This is a genomic window from Providencia sp. PROV116 (assembly GCF_028482485.1).
Taxonomy (GTDB): Bacteria; Pseudomonadota; Gammaproteobacteria; order Enterobacterales; family Enterobacteriaceae; genus Providencia; species Providencia rettgeri.
In genome coordinates, this window is sequence record NZ_JAMPQO010000024.1 from 1 (window position 1) to 15,511 (window position 15,511).

Annotated in this window: 16 protein-coding genes; 6 read left to right on the forward strand and 10 right to left on the reverse strand. The window is 35.9% G+C overall.

Features of this window, described 5'->3' with window-relative positions; genetic code table 11:
- The first annotated feature begins 33 nt into the window (after positions 1-33).
- On the forward strand, positions 34-549 hold the full coding sequence (locus PSE72_RS16270; RefSeq protein WP_094962129.1) for a lipocalin family protein: 516 nt from the start codon (positions 34-36) through the stop codon (positions 547-549).
- Between the two features lie 511 nt (positions 550-1,060).
- A complete protein-coding gene (locus PSE72_RS16275; RefSeq protein ID WP_217007769.1) occupies positions 1,061-1,543 on the forward strand; it encodes an RES family NAD+ phosphorylase in 483 nt (160 codons plus the stop codon).
- 785 nt (positions 1,544-2,328) lie between these two features.
- Here the strand turns inward: PSE72_RS16275 and PSE72_RS16280 are convergent.
- The 9 genes from PSE72_RS16280 to PSE72_RS16320 form a co-directional block, all read right to left on the reverse strand.
- A complete protein-coding gene (locus PSE72_RS16280) occupies positions 2,329-4,188 on the reverse strand; it encodes an endonuclease NucS domain-containing protein (RefSeq protein ID WP_272691010.1) in 1,860 nt (619 codons plus the stop codon).
- 195 nt (positions 4,189-4,383) lie between these two features.
- Positions 4,384-5,367, reverse strand: a complete 984-nt coding sequence (locus PSE72_RS16285) for a GTP pyrophosphokinase (RefSeq protein WP_272691011.1) — start codon at positions 5,365-5,367, stop codon at positions 4,384-4,386.
- Positions 5,364-6,470 (reverse strand): nucleoid-associated protein, encoded by a 1,107-nt coding sequence (locus PSE72_RS16290; protein ID WP_272691012.1) that lies wholly within the window; start codon positions 6,468-6,470, stop codon positions 5,364-5,366. Before PSE72_RS16290 ends, PSE72_RS16285 begins: the two co-directional genes overlap by 4 nt.
- A 12-nt stretch (positions 6,471-6,482) precedes the next feature.
- Positions 6,483-6,953, reverse strand: a complete 471-nt coding sequence (locus PSE72_RS16295; protein WP_272691013.1) for an SLATT domain-containing protein — start codon at positions 6,951-6,953, stop codon at positions 6,483-6,485.
- Between the two features lie 179 nt (positions 6,954-7,132).
- Positions 7,133-7,969, reverse strand: coding sequence for a DUF932 domain-containing protein (locus PSE72_RS16300; RefSeq protein WP_272691014.1), 837 nt, complete (start codon positions 7,967-7,969; stop codon positions 7,133-7,135).
- Between the two features lie 60 nt (positions 7,970-8,029).
- Complete coding sequence (locus PSE72_RS16305; RefSeq protein WP_272691032.1) at positions 8,030-8,431, reverse strand: antirestriction protein; 402 nt, start codon at positions 8,429-8,431, stop codon at positions 8,030-8,032.
- Between the two features lie 232 nt (positions 8,432-8,663).
- The gene (locus PSE72_RS16310) at positions 8,664-9,002 is read right to left on the reverse strand and encodes a hypothetical protein (protein ID WP_272691015.1); all 339 of its coding nucleotides are present in this window, start codon (positions 9,000-9,002) and stop codon (positions 8,664-8,666) included.
- 101 nt (positions 9,003-9,103) lie between these two features.
- Positions 9,104-9,568 carry a hypothetical protein gene (locus PSE72_RS16315; protein ID WP_272691016.1) on the reverse strand — a complete coding sequence of 155 codons (465 nt, stop codon included), beginning with the start codon at positions 9,566-9,568 and terminating at the stop codon, positions 9,104-9,106.
- A 302-nt stretch (positions 9,569-9,870) separates the two neighbouring features.
- Positions 9,871-10,758, reverse strand: coding sequence for a GTPase family protein (locus tag PSE72_RS16320; protein WP_272691017.1), 888 nt, complete (start codon positions 10,756-10,758; stop codon positions 9,871-9,873).
- A 545-nt stretch (positions 10,759-11,303) separates the two neighbouring features.
- On the opposite strand from PSE72_RS16320, the gene PSE72_RS16325 reads away from it, so the two are divergent.
- The 3 genes from PSE72_RS16325 (at position 11,304) to PSE72_RS16335 (ending at position 13,737) form a co-directional block, all read left to right on the forward strand.
- Positions 11,304-11,714, forward strand: coding sequence for a DUF3987 domain-containing protein (locus PSE72_RS16325; RefSeq protein ID WP_272691018.1), 411 nt, complete (start codon positions 11,304-11,306; stop codon positions 11,712-11,714).
- Positions 11,696-12,739: a DUF3987 domain-containing protein gene (locus tag PSE72_RS16330; protein ID WP_272691033.1), complete on the forward strand. Its 1,044-nt coding sequence runs from the start codon at positions 11,696-11,698 to the stop codon at positions 12,737-12,739. Before PSE72_RS16325 ends, PSE72_RS16330 begins: the two co-directional genes overlap by 19 nt.
- Before the next feature lie 413 nt (positions 12,740-13,152).
- The gene (locus PSE72_RS16335) at positions 13,153-13,737 is read left to right on the forward strand and encodes an inovirus Gp2 family protein (protein WP_272691019.1); all 585 of its coding nucleotides are present in this window, start codon (positions 13,153-13,155) and stop codon (positions 13,735-13,737) included.
- A gap of 82 nt (positions 13,738-13,819) precedes the next feature.
- On the opposite strand, the gene PSE72_RS16340 is transcribed toward PSE72_RS16335, so the two are convergent.
- Positions 13,820-14,077 carry a helix-turn-helix transcriptional regulator gene (locus tag PSE72_RS16340; RefSeq protein ID WP_272691020.1) on the reverse strand — a complete coding sequence of 86 codons (258 nt, stop codon included), beginning with the start codon at positions 14,075-14,077 and terminating at the stop codon, positions 13,820-13,822.
- 159 nt (positions 14,078-14,236) lie between these two features.
- Between PSE72_RS16340 and PSE72_RS16345 the strand changes: the two genes are divergently transcribed.
- Positions 14,237-15,478, forward strand: a complete 1,242-nt coding sequence (locus PSE72_RS16345) for a hypothetical protein (RefSeq protein WP_272691021.1) — start codon at positions 14,237-14,239, stop codon at positions 15,476-15,478.
- Positions 15,479-15,511 lie beyond the last annotated feature (33 nt).

A 15,511-nucleotide genomic window follows, 5' to 3' on the forward strand; every position in this document is an offset into this window, starting at 1 on the left:
GTATCTCATCGAGAAATATTCAACGGAGTTACCATGCGAGTGAAGTCAATTTTTATGTTTTTAAGTATGCTTCTACTTAACGGATGTAGCGTTAAAGTGCCAAAAGATATATCACCTGTTGAGAAGTTTGATTTATCACGTTACCTTGGCGAATGGCATGAAGTAGCGAGAATAGATAATCGATTTGAAAAAGGATTAAGTAAAGTCTCTGCTAACTATTCTCTTCGTAATGACGGAGGTGTAAAAGTAGTGAATAGAGGATGGAATTCTGAAAGTAAAAAATGGAAAGAGAGTATAGGGAAAGCTTACTTTGTTGAATCCTCGGATACTGGGGCTTTAAAGGTTTCATTCTTTGGGCCCTTTTACGGCGGCTATAATATTATTAAGCTAGATGATAACTATCAATATTCATTAGTTGTTGGACCTAATAAAGATTATCTATGGGTGCTATCACGTACTCCAACTATGCCACCAGAGTTATTAAATGAATACCTTAGTTTTGCAAGTAACCATGGTTTTGATAGGCAAAGAATATTGATATTCCAATAGTATTTATTCCTTGTGATTAGCTTTACAGTGTTGGTTACTGAAGCTATTAATGTTAAATGAGTCGGTTATTTGTGTTTCACATCAATTGAATAGATAGGGGATTTAACAGAATCAATAATATGCATTAGACTGAGAAATTTACAAACAGAAATTTTGTTTAGCGGGTTCGTATATGGCTGTTAGTAAGAAGAATTTAATTCATCAGTCTGAGTTTGCTTGTTAGGACAGTTATTCACAATTCGCAGACTATGTTCGCAAGACTAGCCGTTACATCTTAAGTAAAGAGCAGAATGTATTCTTTGATACTGTTCTAGCTACAATCAAGGGACGAGATCGTGAGTTGAAAGAGGGGAGCATTTTTTATAGGGCTCAGCTTGGTATAGATATTTGTGATAGGACCGATAATGATGGCAACTGGATCGAAGAGGATATGTTAGGTTTTAGAGCTTCTCGTATGAAGCCTTTGGTTGATAGAGCCAAAGAAGGGCGTGCAAATCCCTAAGGCATTCCAGTGCTATATGTAGGTACAACAGTAAAGACTGCGATTTCTGAAGTGCGGCCTTGGGTCGGTGCTAATGTTTCTTTAGCAACATGCAAACTTTTATCTCCATTGAGGGTACTCGATCTTTCGCTTGGTCATGGTAAGTCCTCACTTTCTGGGCCTATTTTTAGTTATATACTCGGTGTAAAAGAGCTTACAGCACAACAGAAAGAGAAAGCTGTTTGGACTGATATTGATAACGCATTTTCAACGCCAGTTACGCGGTCGGATGATAAGGCTGATTACGCACCGACTCAAATACTGGCTGAGCTTTTTCGCAGTGCTGGGTATGATGCAATTGCATATAAAAGCCACTTCGGAGATGAGGGCTATAACATCGCAATATTTGATTTAGATTCGGTCGATGTAGTTAGTTGTGCTCCCTATCAGGTAAAAACGATAAATATTATTGCCGAACAGGTAAATAATGCATGGTATAAGACTTCTACCTAATGAATCATGTTTTTATGTTTGCAAGGCTTAACATGAAAACTATTATATATTTCAGCAAAGGATAATTAATTTAGTGTGATGGTAAAAAAAGCCTAATTCTTTTAAGAAAATTGAATAATAAATAGTTATTGATGTTTACTTTGAATTCAACTCCCTGTGAGGGAGCTGAATTGATATTTATTGAGTAGTTGCAAGCTATTGGTAATTCCATTAATGATTGAGGTGAAATAGTTTGTAAGCCCCCGTCTGAGTTCATCAATTCTCTTATCAATATTCAGATGAAAATCATCTATTTCACGCTGCCGCCATGCGTTGACTAATAACCTAAGTTGCTGCTGGAAAAAGACAATGTATTCCTTGACCGTTTCCGTGGTTCCTGAATATAGGGCTTGCCCCAGTGATTATATTGGCTATTGAAGATTAAGGCTAATGGTCGGGATGGTTTTACGAAACTATCATGTATTGGTTCGATAGTAGAGGTAGTGGGAGAGCTTTAATGTCGTCATGCAGTACATCCTACAGCACAATTTCAACATGAAATGGTTTGAAATTCGTTATAAATCAATTAATTAGGCTGGCGGAGTCTGAATTCGTCGCTTAACTAAATGATTTTATAGTGCTAATGTTCAATTCAACTTTGAAAAAGTGCCTAATAAGGTGCCTAAAAATATTTTGATTGATTTTTGGATACTAAGATTGATTAGGTATCTGTACAGCATTTTAGGTATTTCATTAGTTAATAGGGGAGGGGAATAACTACATTACTTCAGTTGCTGATATTGTATTCAGTGCAGTAATGATAGAGAAAAATAAGAAATAGTTTTAGTGGTTGCTCTATACATTTGACCACGTCCTGTGCCTAAACCTCGACCTTGTTGCAAGAAACAGTAAGCACAGAGATTTGCACCAAAACCGCCTAAGAATATAGTATCTACCATGAATTTTAGTAGTGAGAATGGATAGTTACATGAGTCACATTTGTTAATATCACCGAGCCAGTATGTTTCAGTTTTTTTTGTGTTTTTTTCAATTAGTTTTGAGATGTGTTGTTCTGCATCAATATGCAAGTAGTACTGTGCAATTATTTCAGCGAATCCACTATCTACGGCCATAAATTGTTTAGCTAATTGTATTGTTTCATTTTCATACTCAGATACTAATTGGTTGAGTGAACGAACTTTTCCTTTTATAGGGATAATCGATGAACCTTGAACACGTATGCGCTGAGATTTATTAGCATTTACCCTTAAGACTGAATAAGATAAACCGAGGTCAAGCATAACATCATGATTTATAGTTTTATTTTCACCGAAATGACAGGCTGTGAAATAACCCAACATCTCCCCTTCAAAATGATCACCTATAATTTTATTAAAATCTGGCTGACGACCATTCCATTCAACAATACCAATAAAACGTTCAAGATTTCCTTCACATTCAATATCAACGTTAAAAGTAGGAGTGTAAGCTGGATAACCAAAAACTGAAGCTGCAATAGAACGTAAAATATCTTCAGGATTAAAGGCTCGGACGGCTATTTTTATATTTCCTTGCTTGTTTTTAGCATAATGTATTAATTTATGTACAGCGCCTTGCCACGTTTGGTTATAGAAAAAAACATTGTTGACCCCTTTAGCTAATGCCTTCATTTCTGGAGGTGAACTGGTATTAGCTATAAAATCCAAAAGAACAGTTGATGCCCCATTATAACCACGAATCTCTTTTATGATAGTATCATCATCTAACCATTCATCATCAAAACGGCCAAATCGATAGATTTTGATATTATTTTGAGCTCCTTCTTCGAACCAACCATACCCTTTTTCTAGCGAAGATATTTCTGCAGTATCAGCACCAAACTGCCGATGAGGCATTCCATATGTGCCAAGCCAGACCTCATCAGATGCTTCCGCTATTTTGTCATCAATTTCAGTTAGTGTTTCTAGATTTTTTTCAAACTCAGAAAACTGTATTTTACTCGAGTTTTTCTTAATAAGTTGAAGATATTCTTCTAAAAGAAGCTCTCGTTGCGCAAAATAGATAAACGAACGTCCTGCTAATGATTCACTCGTTGCATTACTTTTTATCAATACGAAATCTTTCAACCCTGAATTTTTTATTTTAGTTTCAATTAGATGAATCGCCAGTTCAGCTGCCCCTTCATTCGGAAATCCCCATAGAAAATGTCTTATACCAATTTTTCGTTCAGCAGAAGAAGATGTAATCAATACTGGAGTGATTGATGTAGGGATACCTTGCTCATTGAGATTTATTTTACCAACTGATATTTCAAAAGGTGTCTCAGAATAAAATTCTGAGACAGGCGATCTTAATTCGTGCCATTGAACGGATAATAGTATTAAACGGATTTCCTCATTTTTTACGAGTAATCGTGAGCGTATCAGTGATACATACTTATACAATTCTTGTATGGCCTCTCTTGCAGCAGCATTAGTTCGTTTAATTTCGATAATTACTAATTTTCCTTTGGAATCGCGTGCAAAAATATCAAGAAAACCTGCGGCACCTTCAGTATTTGGTAAATAATATTCTTTACCAATAAATTCTAATGATGGTTCAATTAAAGATAGGTTTTCAGCAATATAGTCACGTATTTTTGCTTCTGTGAGTTTTATTTTATCCATTAATGTTCACTCATTTAGTTTGTTGGTTTTTAATTTTTGTTTATAACAGATGTATACTTTTCTTAATGAAGATAAAGGTTTTTCTTAGCGAAGAAAATTAGTGTCTAATTTTGCGTTCAGTATAACATTATGTTTAAAAGAATTAGGGCGTAGATACAATAAAATCGTAATATATTGATTAACTTAAATTAGTGATTATAGGTCGAGAGATACAGAAAGAGATGACGCAAAGTTCTTTAAAAGATTTTGATCTAAAGGCCAATCACGTACAACTCTACTTCTGCGCTCTATTATTAACCACCCAGTGAAAATTGAGATGCTTTGCTTATAAAATGGGTCTTTAGATGAATTAGCTTTTATTACATTAATTAAGTCATGGCTGTTGCTTGTAATCAACTTCCTTACTCTTGATTGAAACCTACTTTCGAAAAGGTCTTCGAACGTATCTAAAATGACAAAAGATGATTTTTGAAAATCTATGGGTGGTGATGATATAAATTCTTCATAAAGAGCATTAAGTACTGATACAATATCATAATGTTCTGCTGGTCCTTGTAGACTTGTACTCACTTCTTTAAAAAAACCATCCGTAGTTTCAATTAGGGCCATGCTCTTAGCAACGGTCCGCTGAATCTGCGGTTTAACCATTTTTTTAGCTTTGTAAATTGAGTCATGTGTTAACTCTGCATATGCATGCTGTAGTAAGGTTCGAATTTGTATCTCACATGGCGTACCACTAGGAATCTTTATACTATCAAACTCTAACTCTTCTATTGACCTCACCACAAAATGTACTGACTGGTATGTGAACAATAAGGGGGCGCTATTCCTCTCATCATTGAAATGTCGACATTCTTCTGTCAGCCAAGAAGTATCAGTTCTAATTATATTGGCAATTTGCTCCACTTGGTCTACAAGTAGTACAACAAATCGACAGCCTACTTTGTCTTCAATGTCATAGTAAGGATGTTCATACGATTTATCTGGCCTATAAAAGGCTTTGTCAATAAGAGAATTATCGTCTTTAACTCTAGCAAAAGGTTTGATCTTTATGTAATTATTGAGGTTATACCCAAGCGATTCAATGGATGAATTTACTTTAGATATAACAAAATTGCCCCATGCTTTGTAAATGAGCTTTTCGCTATGCCATTTTTTTAGAAACTCAGTTTGATTCACTGTGGTAAGGCCAATTTTTCTTTTATAATTAGTTTAGTCCAACTAACGGAGTTACCGTCGTCGTCACATGTAACTTGCTCCATTGTTACTTTATCTTGAAGTATCTCAGCTGGAGCTAATAAGCGAATACTTTGTCCAAACGATACTCTTTGGATTCTGAGTTTGCTATCAACATGCTGTGTATCTTTTGTAAACGATGTTGTAGGTACACCAGAATCTGCAAGGTGAGTTATAAAATCATCAGCTGTGTCAGCATCAAAGTAAGTCTGTGCGAACTGGTCTGGTGATATGACCCCCGATTTATCGAGCTTTAAGTAACACATTAATGCATTGTTTAATTCATATTTTTCTTCATTTGTTACTTCGAGCTTTTTGATAAAGGTGTTAGCTGCTTCAAAAAAATTTTTAGTATTTCTTGCACTTGATTCTGGATACCCACAACCTAAAAATTTTTCATAAAAGTACTGAGCCGCAGCTTTGCCATCTACTTTGCTGATTTGATTGTCTGATATGGCTACTAGCCAACTATCATTTAGATCAAGTACAGTTGAAGTGCTAGAGTTAGGGTATTTTTCAGCAAACGCTGCAGTTTTGAATAACTTAGTAGATGGCGTCAATAAAGCTTCTTTTACATATTTAAGTGAGATTTCTTTGGTAATTTCATCTTCAATTTTTTGGTATGCACTATAGATATCAGCTTTTATGACACCGACGATCACCTTTCTTTCTGTTGCATCTATTGAGCCAAAGGAGCCTAAAAATACAACAACGATGCCACCTGATAAACTTTTGCTTTTTTGAGCATCAGCAAGCTTATCAGCTAATTCGTATGACGTATCAACAAAGTCTGAATCTGTAGCAGTTTTTAGAGAAGTGAAAAGACTTGGGGTTTTGTCCTCTGCCTGCTCAATAATTTTCATGTCAACAGCTTTTGAATGTGAGCCAAGTGCATCGATCACTCTTTGTTTGAATGTATCTAAAGCTGCAGCATCAAATTTAATAAGGTCTGAACTTTTTTCTGGAGCTTTCTTGGAACCATCATTATTTCTGTTAAAAATTTGATGGATACAGATTTTATCTATTTCTAAGTGAGTTAAATGCATGTTAATCCTATTTTAATCATCTGAAGGCTTTGATGGAGTAGAATTGCGAGATGATGTACGATTGATGTCACGCCATTCACTACCATTGTCTTCCCAAATACTTTGGTATCTTTCAAATAACTCTAACTGCCTATCATGTGATATTTGGCCTACTGATTGCGAGAAGCAAATATCGTTTTTTAGCTGATATAAGTGTAATAGTGTTGATTTTTGTCTGATCCAAAGTTTTTTATAATCAAAAATCACATTCCAACTATTTACAGCTGTAAGTGTAGCACCAAAACAGAGAGCTAAATTTCTTTGATACTCTTGGTAGCCATTAATAGTAAGCCCTAAAGCAATAGTAATTGAAGCGCCAAGTAAGAGAGTGAATATATTGATAATTTTTGTTTTTCTCTTAAGGATATCAATTTTTGATTTGAGGATAGCAATACTATTTTCAACTTCGCTCAAAAGGAACGTATTTGCACTAATGATTTCCACTTATACCTCATTTTTATTCATACATGAAGATAATAGATTATGCCATCAGATAGTAGTGTTTGAAACATCCAACTTAGCCTCATATTAGCTAACTATGCCACTACAGTTTAACAAAAAAAGAAAACTACCAACAAATAGATAGCAGCACATCATTTTATGAAAACAATGTGCTCCCATTTTTATATCCTCTCTCTTCCTGAAAAATGTTCATGCATCTTTTCTGTCATCACCCACAGTGCCTTATTCAGTTTAATATCCCCATCAATACCATTCACCGAACGAGTGAGAGCTCGCTTGCCTTTAGCGTTCCTACCTGGTAACCCTCCTTTAATTAAATTTTCCTGCAAGCGTTGATATACAGTCCAAAGATCATCTTTCTTATCCTCCCAGCGACGAGGTTGTAATACTTGTTCCTCGGTAATAGGTTTATGTTCCTCACCAAAGCGATATGTTAAAGCCGCTTGTGCCAAGGCTTGCTGTGCTGGTGGCGGTAATAGAAGAGATTGCATCTGTTCACGCTTTTCAGCTATGGTGTCGAAAGTTTCCAGTACCTCATATGCCCCTTCAATCACCTTGCCAACAACATCACCTTTATGGGGTACACGCACTTCACCAAAGGTATCTCCACAAACTAAACCGTTGGAGCATACAGCTCTAAAGAGTCCCGGCAACATCTGATAGCTACTCGAACCATCATGGCTATTTAAAAGAATAATTTCAGGGACTTGTATACCCGTAATTTGGTCATGTCGCCTAAGTCGTAACATGTGCTTAGTATGCTCTCGACGGCTGGCATCACGTACACGAGTTTGGCAAGCAAAGAACGGATAAAAGCCTTCCTTTTGAAGGCTATCCAATAAGGTAATGGTTGGAATATAAGTATAACGCTGACTTCTGGATTCATGTTTTTCTTCAGAGAAAACACTCGGTACAGTACGGAATAATTCTTCTGCGGTTAACGGGCGGTCGCGACGAATGCTATTCGCCGCACCAAAGCGGGAAGCTAAGCGAGTCATAATAAATTTCCTTGAATATAAATAAGATAGGTAAAACTGAAAGAATGAATTAAGAGGGAATTAATCGATAAGATGGAAAATGGCTGAACTTTCAGCATGTTGAATTGCGTAATCACGAAGCTGGTAAAAACGCTCGACTAGTACTTCACTTTCGGTTCTAAATGACCACTGACTATACAACATCAAACAGACGGCGACACCTGCCGCTTCAAGGCTGAGTCCCGCTTCATTGCCATTGTGCATATTGAATAGCGTGAGTTTTTCAGGGGCCAAATATGGGTAAATAAATGCACCGCCGTTGGGTAAGGTGCAGTATTCCCAATAGCCGCCAGTGTACTCTTCGCAGAACTGCCCCATAATAGTGAAAATCACCACTTCAAACGTGGAGAAGCCTTTTACTGTGCCGAAGTGGTTTTGCCAGAAATTTGGCCTAGCAGAAAGTGGAACAACATTAGCTTGCATAAAAGTGTCAGGGTTTAAGGCTGAATAAGGGGATGGCATGTGATATCTCCATGTAATAATTGAATAATAAATAGGCTGAGGGGGTATAAATAAGAATAAAATTGCGTTTGGTAAATGATTTGAGTCAGTGCGTTTTACATTAGATGTAAGAGAGGGGGTCATTGATAAACGAAATAAGGTAGGCCTGCTATGTTGAGCAGGCCATACAAGATTAGGGTAAAAATAAGAATGATTATTTGAAGTTAAATGTCCATGTACCTTGGTTTGTATCAACAGCCACTTCGAGCACATTACAGGGTGTTCCTGCACGTTTTCCTGTGAAAATACGTTCGTACGTGCTGCCAAAATTCAGCCTAATTGGCTTCCAAGGAAGATACTCTGCATCTTTACAATTACCTCGATTAACGATGATTTTCTTGATAATCACACTATCGACATTCGAAGTAATATACACTTTACTGTATGTACGCCCTGCATTACTGGGGCCTGATTTGAGTTGAATCGGTGCTTGTTCAGCATAGACGGAAAAAGCACTGACCCCTAATAAGAGCGCACAAAGTTGTTTTTTCATAATTATGGTCCTAGTCGTAAATAGAAGAGTAATAGAAAAGAAGGCCATAGCCGTATCTGGCAAATGATGCAATATGGCTCATTTGCTATCATGAGGTATGACTAAAGGAAAAATTCAGCGAGACAACCATCATCACCAAATTCGGGAAGAACTGATGCAGCGCCATTAAGCGTAAAGGTCACGGGCTCACCTTCATCACTGGACACTGTAACTTGTTTAGCTGTACGTAAATTATACCAAGCTGAGGCTAGATGACTTGAGCCCGCTCGGCTTGCGCTTTCACTGATTTGAGCCGTCTCCTCCCCGTTAAATTTCATTTCCAAATATTGTTCCGAATCCATGCGGGTTTGATGACCGTTTATATCGGTAAAAGTAATCCTTATAGGCTTATCAGCTTTATCTTCACAAGACAGATAAAGCTGAGATTGGCCCTGACCCAGAATGACAAACTCGGTCACGCCTTGTGTTTTGTTACTCGTCCAAGTGTGTGAGTTACCAAAAGCATGAGTGAATGTCGGTGTTAAAGCCGAAATAAAAAGTGCAGAAATAATCAATTTTGTTTTCATGATATTTTCCAATTAGTGATTTTGCCTATTCAGATAAAAGGCTCTAAGACTTCATTAATACGAACAAAAAGTGAGTGCTCAACAAACAACTGATGGCTCTCAATTCTTAATAACGTGACAAACCCTGCGATTTATCGCATTGATTTTTATAAATAAACTTAAGGCAATGATACTTCTGAGAGATTGTATAGCCATCATTTCCGTATGGATAATGAAAAAAACCGATCGGTTCGATCGACAATTTCGATCATGACAACGTAAAATCATTTATCGATAGGTTGGTATTTCAGTATGTAATTGAATTAACTAAATAAAAATGACCAGACAGAGCGCGCTACTTGAGCAATATGATGAGTTGTTGATTTGAGGGCTTGTCGAGCGACCTGCGGTAATGGTGCTAAATCAATCACCTGCTCAATGATATCTACGACCGTATCACCGAAAGAGCTACGCGCATGATTGATAACCGTTGTGGTCTGATAGGAGTTGTGTAGATGTGGGATTAAGGGACTACGTGCCTGCTTTGGGAGACGAGTAATAATCGCCTCTACCAATTGGGGAAGATGATATCGGCCTTTAACAGATATCGGAATGATGGTATCTGCAGAGATATGCATTTGTTTGGCGATAGCATGTCGTTTCAATGTGATATGAGCTTGCTGTTGTTTTGACGGCTGTGCGGATTCCCAGTGCCACTGCTCTACAGGCTCTATTTTATCAACTTGATTCAAAATCCAAGTAATAGCTGGTAGCTCTCCGTTATACTCCGTGAATACTGTTTGATAAAACTGCTCTTCAATGGAGAAAGCACGGTCATCAGCTTTGAGTACCCAAAGCACCATATCGAGTTTAGATATCCACTCACGATAGAGCTCACGATACTCCTCATCACGCTGTTGGCTTTCTCCGACACCCGGTAAATCAACTAGCGTTAGTGTGTGCTGTCCAAAGCGCAATTTGACCTGTTGGGGTTGCCGAGTACAAGCTTCAACAGCACTGACAGAACAAACTTGACTGCGAAATAAGGCATTACACAGACTGGATTTCCCGACACCAGTCTTGCCCATTATACCAATTACAGGTTGATAGGTAACAAGCTGATTAAGTTCTTTTAATAAGGTTTGACGCAGTGAACGAGGATAGCGTCGGAGATGGCGACGAATAAGGGTATAGCCTGATAATTTTTTCATATTAACCTCAAAATAAAGCAGCCACCCAAATGGATGGCTGGTGGCTATTGAGATATCAAGGATGAGATATCAAGGATGAGATATCACTAAAATAATATATATCTGAAAAAGTTTTTAAAATACATAGGTATATTTCATCAAGTGATAATTTTTTATATTACTTGGATAAAGGTAATAACTGTAAAAGTTTAATGAGTCGCATAGAACTTTTAAGATGAGCTATATGACTTTGAGGAAAGTATGACTTTTCCTTGTTGTATGAAGTTAGTAATGGATTTAAATATAAATCAATGCAAGTATTTTCTTGTAGGTTAAGAAATATGTTAAACAAGACATCAATATTGAAAGATTATAATAAAATATTTAGAAGGGTAAGTCTTTTTATTTTAAGATTGTTTTCTAATGAAATAATTTTATTAAATAAATTTTAATGAAAATACTCTGTCTTATCTAAACTAAATTAATCCAAAGTTAAATTTCAAATTGACTTGCGATTAAGTTTGCGATTTATTACGGCTATCGAAACAAACAATAGGGCAAAAATCATGAGGCACTTTCCATTGAATGCATTTCCATCTGAATTGCGTGAGGCTATTTTAGACATTGAAGAGCTTACACAAGCTCCCATTCCATTAATTGCATCATCAGTTATTAGTGCTATTTCGTTATCTTGTCAAAATCTAATTAATGTTGAAGTTAATGAAAAAATGAAAACACCTGTATCATTGTTTTTATTTGTGATCGCAAATTCAGGGGAGAGAAAGACCACTGTTGATCGGATAGTTATGGATCCATTTTATCAACATGATAAAAACTCACTACATAAATTTGATGAAAATCAAGAAATTTATTCGATTGAATTGAAAGTCTGGGAAACAAAAGAAAAAGCAATCTTAGGAGTAATAAAGAAAAAACAGTCAAAGGACAACCTACTGAGCTGGAGTTTCAACGCTTAAGAGAATTACAAATTGAGAAGCCTATCTTGCCGAAATGTAATCGATTAATTTATAATAATACTACTCCAGAAGCACTGCAGTTTACTATGTATAATCACTCTCCAAATATTGGTTTAATTGCTGATGAAGGAGCAAACATATTGGATAGACAGGTCATGAAAGACTTGAGTTTTATTAATTCAATGTGGGATGGCGTCAGTTTTCATGTTGAGCGTAAAACAGCTCAAAGTTTTACAATAGAGGATGGGCGTATTACTTTATCTATGATGGTACAAAAGAAACCATTTGATTTATATTTAAAACGGCAAGGTGAGAAGGCGAGAGGTAGTGGTTTTTTTGCTCGTTGTTTACCTGTTTTTATTGATGAACATTTGTCGACACAGGGAGAACGATTTATTCGACCCCATTCAAATGAACAAGAAAACCTTAGTTACTTTCATCAAAGAATCAATGAATTACTAATGAAAGATGAAGCAAATATAAAAGCTAGAAATAGAGATATTATATCATTAGATACAGAGGCTCAATATCAATGGGAACGAATCTATAATAAGATTGAGCATCGTATCAACCCTGATGAAATATACGCTAATATGAACGATTTTGCATCAAAGTTACCGAATAATGTTGCTCGGTTATCTGCACTACTTAGTTACTTTACGGAGGGAAATTGTGCAATAAAAAAAGAGTATATTCAAAAGGCATGGCTATTATGCGAGTGGTATATGGAGCAAGCTATTAATGTATTCTCTCATGAGGGGGACTATTATGAAGCCTTGTTATTGTCTTGGTTAGATATGGAGTATGAACGCTCAAATACAGACTGTATTAAGCTTAATGATATTCGTCGCATCGGCCCTAATGCTTTACGAAAAGGAGAATTATTGAATACTGTAGTAAATAATCTTGAAAGTGTGAATGCGATTGAAATAGATTATACAAGAGGAGGAGCAAAACTGGTCTGTGAAGGTAAGTTTTTCCGTAACAATAAATTTACAAAAAAATCAGTCATTTCAAATTATTAAATTGCTACTGTTGCGATTGTAGCAATGAATCGCAATAAATTATGTTAAAAATAGGTCAAACTAATATCAGAGTGAAATTATATTCGATAAAATTGAATAGAGTATGTCTAGCATGCTCTGTATTACTCTATTTTTTATTTTAATTAAATCTAGTGTCGTCGGTATAGTAATATATAATATCAATTTAATTATATGAGTTACCTATTGTTAATTTAATGACTTAGCATTAATTTAATGGGGCTAACTAATATATGATATTATATGAAGGTAAGTAAATTAAAGGTTTAGTTTAAAATTATTTAAACTTTATTTTTTCTTTAATTGTTTTCATGTAATGGTTGGGTTTTGATATTGTATGTTTATTTATAACGATATTTTTATAGTCTATAAAAAATAACCATTGGTATAAATAAATGCAAGAATACTCATACAATAAAAAATATCAAAATGTATTTGTTGATGTAATCAATCAGGCAGTAAATGATTTTCCTCGTACTTTGGCTTTACGGGTAGATTTACGTTTTCCACGTGATTACAAATATAGTGATGCAGGTCGAGAGATAACACGCTTTATTGAATCACTTAAAGCTAAAATAAAGGTTGATTGCATAAGAAAGAATAAACGTTGGGAACGTAATTGGCGAAATCGTTTACGGTACATATGGGTACGAGAAATAGGTAATATTAATAAACGTAAACATTACCACGTATTATTATTACTCAATAAAGATTTTTACTATGGTGTAGGAAAATTCTATTCTGACAATAGCTTATCTGCACTAATTCAGCAGGCATGGTGCAGTGCTTTAAGATTAGACTCTACTTTGTATGCTGCATTAGTACATTTTCCGGAAAAAGGAGTCTTCCATTTAAATATTAATAAAGACGATTATGAGGAACACCTTGGGCAGTTATTAAGTTTCATGGACTATTTAGCTAAGGATTATACCAAATGTTATGAGGATGAATACAGGTCTATTGGAAGGAGTCGAGAATAGTTGAATCGGCAACTCAGCTAGTAACGGACGTTAGTACGAGTCTAACGTCCAAGAGAGTCATTATAAGGCTCAGCGATTAATATTAGAGAAAACCATTTCTGGTAATATCAACACAATGTGTTGATGCATTGGCTATCTTACATTGAAGTAGCCATTTATCTAAATCTGTTTCTAACCAACCGACAGACTGTTTTCCCAACTGACGTGGCTTTGGAAATGTGGGATCGTAGCGCTTCGATTTCGGGTTTAACCAGTCGTATATCGTCGAACGGGAGATGCCAATTTTTGCCATAACTGTACGAATACGGAGGATCTTTATAGTTTGAGTATGGTGGTTCATTTTTTCTACCTCGTTTAACTGTAATAATCTAAGTTACCTTGAATAACGATTCTCTGTTATTCGCCACCTAAGCCTGTTGGCTGGTATGCGATACATTGTAATGAAGACGAATAGTGTCTAAAATTGGTAATTATTACTTACTTTTTTTGACATTGACTTATGCCATCTTTAACGAAGTTGCAAAAAGCAGCATTTGATGCGGTAGATACTCTTCATTTCAATCAAGTTTTTATGGGATTTATATACGGAGAATCTATAGAAGAGTGGTATCCTTGGATTCTTAATGGAATCAATAAGATACTACAGAAAGAAGGCCTCACTGGAAAACAGGCAGAGATAACCAAGCATTACCTGCTGTGTGCTCTTGAGATTCGTTTAACGGCTGATGACCAATATTTGTCAGATGTGGCGGAGTCTTTTAAAGAGTTGAATCCTGATGATTCATCTTTAAATCGGGAGACCTTTGAGAAAATAGCTAACTATGAGAGATTATATAGTTTCGCTACGCTTTCCATATTTGCTGAACATAATGGCGTAACCCCAAATTTTTTTTTGCAGGCGACTAATGAGTTGATGAGTGATCAAGTATTAGCATTGTCAACTATGCCATTTATTATTAGGTACCGATTGGCCGAATGTTGTTACGCATATGAATATCCTGATGCCCCTTTCCTCTTTTATCACGAGCTAGTAAATCGCAATATTATTACATGTGGTAAGTACTCGCGGAAGACTGATAAATACGCGAGAGAACTTAATTCAGAGCTATCGCTGTTATTCATTCGAGCGGGCTTACTTTTTGAGCTTAAGATGTTACAAAGAATGTTAGAAGTAGCAATACCCTACGAGAAGAATGGTACTATTGTGCTCCCCAAGCTTGATGCTGAAACATCCCGTACAGATCGTAAACTTCTTGCGGATTACTATAAAAGGCTTGTTGATCTCTCATTACAGGGGAAAGAGGAGGGGACACTTTTGTTTTTTAAGTGTAAAGAACATGTTTCGGTAATAAAAGCCAAAAAATTTCTAAACAATATGAATAGGTTTTATTTTCATAAACGCATGTTTGGAGGTTCTCAGGGAAAATGGCTTGGAACTCTAGGGGGATTTGAGATTGAGATTCGTAGTGTAGCGGAGCCAGAATTGGCGATTTATTATGAAGCAGATAATAGTCTGACAATTTCAGAGAAAGTAAAATCAAAATTTTTAGACTATGGTTTTAGTGTATCAGCTAGAAGTTTGTATTTACGGCATAAACCGATAAAAAAAAGCAGCTATCCTCAAATCTTATACTATTATTATGGGTTGCTAGAACAGCAATGTATGCTCCCTTGGTATATTAATCGTGATGGGTATTATGACTTGGCCCTTAAGTATAAAGAGAAAGATGTGAGTGAATAGAGGTTTGTTTATTAATATGTTTGTTGAATTATT